2 protein-coding genes and 1 pseudogene are annotated in these 7584 nt (G+C 74.3%); 1 reads left to right on the top strand and 2 read right to left on the bottom strand.

Going from position 1 to position 7584, the window contains the following annotated elements; genetic code table 11:
- Positions 1-2989, bottom strand: a 2989-nt coding sequence (locus tag EAO72_RS32245) for an ATP-dependent helicase (protein ID WP_261991696.1), incomplete at its 3' end; no start/stop codon positions are given.
- 152 nt (positions 2990-3141) lie between these two features.
- Here EAO72_RS32245 and EAO72_RS32240 point away from each other — a divergent pair.
- Positions 3142-4047, top strand: coding sequence for an SAM-dependent methyltransferase (locus EAO72_RS32240; RefSeq protein ID WP_148020605.1), 906 nt, complete (start codon positions 3142-3144; stop codon positions 4045-4047).
- A 22-nt stretch (positions 4048-4069) separates the two neighbouring features.
- Here the strand turns inward: EAO72_RS32240 and EAO72_RS44185 are convergent.
- Positions 4070-7532: pseudogene (locus tag EAO72_RS44185) on the bottom strand (ATP-dependent helicase).
- Positions 7533-7584: the final 52 nt, after the last annotated feature.

The raw sequence follows: 7584 nt of genomic DNA, 5'->3' as shown, positions 1-7584 counted from the left end.
GCATGGGGCGGGCCAGTTCCTGGGCGAAGCCGTCGGGGTCGTCGGCGAGGCGCAGCAGCTGGGTGGCCGAGAGCGAGGCGGGCACGAGGACGTCGCGCACGGTGGCGCGGGCGCGGCGCAGCTCTCCGGCGAGGGCGTCGAGGTCGCGGTCCCAGGAGGCCAGGGTGCGGGACTCCTCGGGGGTGAGGCGTGCGGGCAGGTGCTCGGGTTCGCGGGCCGCCGGGACGTGCGGGGCGATGGGGCCCCGGGGCACGTCGTCGTCGGGGGCGCGGGGCACGTCGTAGTCGAGGGCGCGGGGCACATCGTCGCCGCCGGGGGCCCGGGGCACGTCGTCGWCGGGGAACGGGGCGTCGTCCAGGAAAGGGTCGTCGTCCGGGAACAGCTCGTCGTCCGGGAAGACCTCGTCGAAGGCGGGCCCGTCCGGCGGGGACGGCTCCGTCGCCGCGTACACGTCGGGCACCGGGCCCGCCGTGGCAAGCGCCTCCAGGTGGGCCATCACCGTGTCCGCGGCGGCCCGGCGGCGGGTCAGCGCGGCGGGGTCCAGCGGCAGCGGCCAGGCATGGTCGGCCGTGGCCTCGCCGAGGGCCGGGTTCTCCTCGTCCTCGGCCGGCTCGTCCGCCCACGCCTCGATCTCGCCGTAGCCGGCCGCGCAGTGCTCGTACAACGCGTCCAGGAAGGCCGAGGGGCCGCGCGGCTTCTTCTGGCTCGGGCCCCACCAGTGGCCGGAGCCGAGCAGCAGGGTGCGGGGCCGGGTGAACGTGACGTAGCCGAGGCGGAGCTCCTCGGTGTGCTGGTGCTCCTTCATCTCCGCCTTGAAGTCCTTGAGCCCCTTGGCGTCGAAGGAGTGGAGGACGGGCAGTGTGGCCGTGTCGCCGCGCAGGGCGTGCGGGAGGACCTGGGACTGGGAGGTCCAGGCGTCCCGGGACTGGCCGCTGGGGAACTGGCCGGTGACCAGGCCCGGTACGGCGACGACGTCCCACTCCAGGCCCTTGGACTTGTGGGCGGTGAGGACCTTGACGGTGTTCTCGCCGCCGGGCAGCGCGTTGTCGAGGCCCTTCTCGTACTGCGCGGCGGTGCGCAGGAAGCCGAGGAAGGCGAGGAGCGTGGCCTCCCCGTCGACGGCGGCGAACCGGGCGGCGACGTCGAGGAAGTTGGCGAGGGTCTCGCGGCGGCGGGCCGCCAGGGCCTGCGGCGAGGCGGAGAGCTCGACCTCCAGGCCCGTCGTGGCGAGGACCCGGTGCAGGACGTCCATCAGCGGGTCGGACAGCGAGCGGCGCAGGTCGCGCAGCTCGGTGGCGAGGCGGGCGAAGCGGATCCGGGCCTCGGCGGAGAACGGCAGCCGGTCGTCCTGTCCGCCGCCGGAGTCGAGGAAGGTGTCCAGGGCGTCGGCCAGCGAGATCACCTCGGCCGGGTCGATGCCCTCGACGGCTTCGGCGAGCCGGCGGTCGGGGTCGAAGTCCTCGTCGTCGCCGTGGGAGGCGCGGTGGACGAGGAGGCGGGCGCGGCGGCCGAGCAGGGCCAGGTCGCGGGGGCCGATGCGCCAGCGGGGGCCGGTGAGGAGCCGGACCAGTGAGGCGTTGGCCCCCGGGTCCTGGAGGACCTCGCAGACGGCCACGAGGTCGGCGACCTCGGGGAGGTGGAGCAGCCCGGAGAGGCCGACGACCTCGACCGGGATGTCCCGGGCGACAAGCGCGGCCTGGATCTCGGGGAAGTCGCCCGCGGTGCGGCACAGGACGGCGATCTCGCCGGGGGCCTTGCCGGTGCGTACGAGGTGGGCGATGGAGTCGGCGAGCCAGTCGAGCTCCTCGGCGTGGGTGCGCAGCAGCGCGCAGCGGACCAGGCCGTCGCGCTCGGCGCCCGGTGCGGGGCGCAGCGCCTCGACGCCCTCGTGCATGGCGCGCAGGGGGGCGGCGAGCCCGTTGGCGAGATGCAGGAGGCGGCCGCCGCTGCGGCGGTTCTCGCTGAGGGAGTAGCGGGCGGCGGGGGTGCCGTCGGCGTGCGGGAAGTGGCTCGGGAAGTCGTCGAGGTTGGCGACGGAGGCGCCGCGCCAGCCGTAGATGGCCTGGCAGGGGTCGCCGACCGCGGTGACGGCGTGTCCCGAGGCGACGCCGTCGGGGCCGCTGCCGAAGAGGGCGGAGAGCAGGAGGCGCTGGGCGACGGAGGTGTCCTGGTACTCGTCGAGCAGGACGACCCGGTACTCCTCGCGCAGGATCGCGCCGACCTCGGGGCGGGTGAGGGCGAGCTGGGCGGAGAGGGCGATCTGGTCACCGAAGTCGAGGAGGTCGCGGCCGCGCTTGGCCTCCCGGTAGCGCCGGGTCAGCGAGAGCAGCTCGCGGCGGGCCTCGGCGGTCTCGGGGAGCTTGCGCAGTTCCGCGTTGCTGAGCTTGGCGCTCTCCAGGGTGCGGAGCAGCTCGGTGTCGTACGCCGCGAGCTGTTCGGGACGTACGAGATGTTCGGCGAGCTCGGCGTCCAGCGCCAGCAGGTCGCTGACCAGGGTGGGGAACGACCTGGTCAGGGCCGGGTAGGGGCCGGGTGCCTCGCGCAGCACACGGGCGGCGAGCTGGTAGCGGGTGGCGTCGGCGAGGAGGCGGGTGGTGGGTTCGAGTCCTATCCGCAGCCCGTGTTCGGTGAGGAGCCGGCCCGCGAAGGCGTGGTACGTGGAGATGCCGGGTTCGCCCGGGGGGTTGTCCGGGTCGATCACATCCGGATCGGTGACCCCGGCGGCGATCAGGGCCTTGCGGACGCGCTCGGCGAGCTCGCCGGCCGCCTTGTTGGTGAAGGTGAGCCCGAGGACCTGCTCGGGGGCGACCTGACCGGTGCCGACCAGCCACACCACGCGGGCCGCCATCACCGTGGTCTTTCCCGACCCGGCTCCGGCGACGATCACCTGCGGGGCGGGCGGCGCGATGATGCACGCCGTCTGCTCCGGGGTGAAGGGGATCCCCAGAAGCTCCTTGAGCTGCTCGGGATCGGTGATACGTGGGGACACTCCACAGAGGCTAACCGGCCGGACCGACAACCCACGAAGCCGTGAAGGGGCGGTCGGCGGGGCCGCGTATCCGTGTCCCGGTGGGGCCCGAGCCGTAAAAGACCGTCTAAATTATCTGCCTGTCGCATCAACAGCCTTACGAGGACGGTCATATGAGCGCCGACGCATCCGCCCCTGACGCCGCAGAGCTCAGGGCACGCATCGACACGACGAAGGCGCACCCGGCGCGGGTCTACGACGTCTTCCTCGGCGGCAAGGACAACTACCCGGCCGACCGTGAGGCCGCGGCCATGGCCCTGGCCGCCAATCCCCGCGGGTACCTCACCGTGCGGCACAACCGGGACTTCATGCGGCGGGCCGTCGCACTCGCCGCACAGGACGGCGTCCGCCAGTTCCTGGACGTCGGGACCGGGCTGCCGACCCAGCAGAACGTGCACCAGATCGCCCAGGCGATCGCCCCCGACGCGCGCGTGGTGTACGCCGACAACGACCCCGTCGTCCTCGTCCACGCGCAGGCCCTGCTCACCAGCGGACCCGAGGGCCGCACCGACTACATCGAGGCGGACCTGCGCGATCCCGCCAAGATCCTCGAAGCGGCCCGCCGCACCCTCGACCTCGACCGGCCCGTCGCCCTCGTCCTGGCCGCCGTCCTCCACTTCATCGAGGACGACGAGGCCTATCCGATCGTCAAGCACCTCCTCGACGCCCTGGCGCCCGGCAGCTACCTCGTACTGAGCAATGTCAGTTCGGACCTCAACCCCGAGCAGGTCGGGCAGATCACGAAGTCGTTCAAGGAGCGCGGGTTCGCGATGGTCCGCCGCACGCGTGCGCAGGTCGAGCGGTTCGTGACGGACAACGGACTGGAGATGCTCGAACCCGGTGTCGTCCCGGTGCACCGCTGGCGGCCCGAGGAGGTCGTCGACCTGCCCGAGTCCCGGGACCCGGACCCGGAGTTCGTGGCGGGCCTGGACGCGCTGGACCGGACGCGCTACCAGGGCATCAACGACGTCACCGACGCCGACGTCAGTGTGTACGGGGTGATGGCCCGCAAGCACTGACGGCCGCGACGGCGGGTCCGGCTCACTCCAGGACGTGCCGGCCCTCCGGCCGCGCACTGCACGAGGCCTTGAAGGTGCAGTGGGAGCAGTGCTGCCCGGTCGACGGGGTGAACCGCTCGTCCAGGACCCGGCCGGCGGCGGTCGCGAGGAGATCGGAGACCCACTCGGTGTCGGGCGGCTCCTGGGCCTGCACCTTGGGTACGGCGTCGCCGCCCTCCTTCTTGGGGGCGGGCTGGCGAAGCTGTACGAGTTCGGCGCCGCCGGATTCGGGGCGCGTGCCGTCGAAGACCTCGTCGACCGCGCCCGCCCGGACCGCCAGCTGGTACACGGCGAGCTGCGGGTGGCGGGCCACCTCGTCCTTCGTCGGGGACTGCTTGCCGGTCTTGAAGTCGACGACGTAGGCCCGGCCGTCGGCGTCGCGTTCGACGCGGTCCATGGAGCCCCGGATGCGCACCTCGTACTCCCCCGCCTCCAGCGTCACGTCGAAGTCGTGCTCGCTGGCGGCCGGGGTGCGGCCGGTGCGGTCCATGACGTGCCAGCGCAGGAAGCGTTCGAGGGCGACGCGGGCCTGCTGCTTCTCCTGCTGCGACTTCCAGGGCGCGTCGAAGACGAGTCCGTCCCAGACCGAGTCGAGCCGCTCCATGAGGACGGCCAGATCGGCGGGCGTCCGCCCGGAGGCCACCTCGTCGGCCAGGACGTGGACGACGTTGCCGAAGCCCTGTGCCGCGGTCGCCGGGGCGTCGGCCTTCACCTCGCGGCCCAGGAACCACTGGAGCGCGCAGGTGTTGGCGAGCTGGTCGAGGGCGCTGCCGGACAGGGCGACGGGCTGGTCCCGGTCGCGCAGCGGGACGGCGGAGCGGGTCGGCTCGTACAGGCCCCACCAGCGGAACGGGTGGGCCGACGGTACGAGCGGCTGGCCCTCGTCGTCGCTCAGCGCCGCGAGGCGGGCGAGGCGGTGGGCGGCCTCCTCGCGCAGCGCGTCGGAGGCGGTGGGGTCGACGGTGGTGGCGCGCAGCTCGGCGACGAGAGCGGCGACGGCGAGGGGCCGGCGCGGGCGGCCGGTGACATCGCGGGGTTCGACGCCGAGCTCCGCGAGGAAGCGGGACGGCTGGTCGCCGTCGTCGGCGGGCGCCTTGACCGCGGTCACGATCAGACGTTCGCGGGCGCGGGTCGCCGCCACGTAGAAGAGCCTGCGTTCCTCGGCCAGGAGGGCGCCCGGAGTGAGGGGTTCGGCGAGGCCGTCGCGGCCGATCCGGTCCGCTTCGAGCAGCGAGCCGCGGCGGCGCAGGTCGGGCCAGAGGCCCTCCTGCACTCCGGCGACGACGACCAGGCGCCACTCCAGGCCCTTGGACCGGTGCGCGGTCATCAGCCGGACGGCGTCGGGCCGCACGGAACGCCGGGAGAGGGTGTCGGCGGCGATGTCCTGGGCGTCGACCTCCTCCAGGAAGTTGAGCGCGCCCCGGCCCCCGGTGCGCTCCTCCGCGCGGGCCGCGGTGTCGAAGAGGGCGCAGACGGCGTCCAGGTCACGGTCGGCGTTACGCCCGCCCGCGCCGCCGCGCAGCGCGGCGCGCTCCAGCCTGGCCGGCCACGGGGTGCCGGACCACAGCGCCCACAGGGCCTCCTCGGCGGTGCCGCCGGTTTCGAGGAGCTCGCGCGCCGTGCGCAGCAGCGCGCCGAGTCGCTGGGCGCCCCGGGCGTACGCCGGGTCGTGCGTGACGAGCCGTTCGGGTTCGGCGAGTGCGCGGGCGAGGAGTTCGCCGGAGGGCGCGGGCACGCGGTTGCCTGCGGCGCGTTCCTCGTCGCGCAGCGCCCGGCCGAGCCGGCGCAGGTCGGCCGCGTCCARGGAGCTCGACAACATCGCGGACCTGCTGCGCCGGGCGCATCTGGAGGACGGGGTGCCGTGGCACGAGATGGCGGTCCTGGTCAGGGCGGGCGGGCGCACCATTCCCGCCGGTGTACCGCACGGGGAACACGTACGAGATCGTCGACTGGAAGACCAGCCGCACCAACACCGCCGACCCCCTCCAGCTCGCCGTCTACCGCCTCGCCTGGGCGGAGGGCTGGGCCTGGGCGGAGGCCTGCGTGGCGGTTCCCGGTACCGCCGCGTCCTCGGCCGAGAGGCCCATGCCTGCCGGGGCCGGAGTCCCCGGTTCCGCCGCGTCCTCGGCCGAGGCATCGGTGTCCGCGCCCCGGCGCAGCGCCGCCAGGGCCACCGTGCGCAGGGCCGTCAGCAGCGGGGCCACCGCCGGTTCGTGGCGCAGGGGCAGGTCGTCACCGTCGACCTCCAGTGGCACGCCCGCCGAGGTCAGGGCCCGGCGCACGGCGGGAATGGTGCGCCCGCCCGCCCTGACCAGGACCGCCATCTCGTGCCACGGCACCCCGTCCTCCAGATGCGCCCGGCGCAGCAGGTCCGCGATGTTGTCGAGCTCCGTGGACGCGGTCGGGTAGGTGTACGTCTCGACGCTGCCGCCCTCGCGGACCGCCCCGAGCTCCCGGTGGGCGCGCACCTTCGCCGACGGCAGCCGGGTGAGCGGCATCCGGCGGGTGAGCAGACGGGTCGCGGCGAGCAGCCGTTCGCCGGAGCGGCGCGAGGTGGTGAGGACGCCGACCGGGGCCGGGTCGCCGTCCGCGCGCCGGAACACGTCCGGGAAGTCGAGGATGCCGTTCACGTCGGCGCCGCGGAAGGCGTAGATCGACTGGTCCGGGTCGCCGAACGCGATCAGGTTCCGGCCCCCGCCGCCGCCCGGGGCGCTCCCCCGGTTCCCGGCCAGCGCGTGCAGCAGCCGCACCTGTGCCGGGTCCGTGTCCTGGTACTCGTCGACGAACACGGTGTCGTAGCTGCCGGCCAGCAGCGCCGACACCTCGGGGCGSTCCGCGAGCAGCACGGCACGGTGGACGAGCTCCGCGTAGTCCAGCACCCCCTGGGCGTCCAGCACGTCCAGGTACTCGGCGAGGAACGCCGCGGCCGCACTCCAGTCGGGCCGGCCGGTGCGCCGGGCGAAGTCGGCCAGGGCATCCGGGCCGAGACCCAGTTCACGGCTGCGGGCAAGCACGGCACGCACCTCGTCGGCGAAACCGCGCGTCGTCAGACAGGCCCGCAGTTCGTCGGGCCAGCGGATGTGGTCGTGGCCCTCCTTCTCCAGGTCGAGCTGGCCCGCCAGCAGTTCGCGGACGGTCACGTCCTGCTCCGGTCCGGAGAGCAGCCGCAGCGGGTCGGCGAACAGGTCGGCGTCCTGATGGGCGCGCACCAGGGCGTAACAGAAGGAGTGGAAGGTGGTGGCCTGCGGTCCGCGGGCGGCGCCGAGCCGGGCGGCCATCCGGTCGCGCAGTTCGACGGCGGCCTTGCGGCTGAAGGTGAGGATCAGCATCCGGGCCGGGTCCGCGCCCCGGGCGACACGGGCGGCGACCGCTTCGACGAGCGTGGTGGTCTTGCCGGTACCCGGCCCCGCGAGGACGAGCAGCGGGCCGCCGGCGTGGTCAACCACCGCCCGCTGCGCCGCGTCCAGGAGAGGGGGGTCCACGGAGCCCGGCAGGGTA

The sequence above is a fragment of the Streptomyces sp. OR43 genome (genome assembly GCF_008042275.1).
In the GTDB taxonomy this organism is placed as follows: Bacteria; Actinomycetota; Actinomycetes; order Streptomycetales; family Streptomycetaceae; genus Streptomyces.
This window is presented reverse-complemented; position numbering and strand designations above follow the sequence as displayed.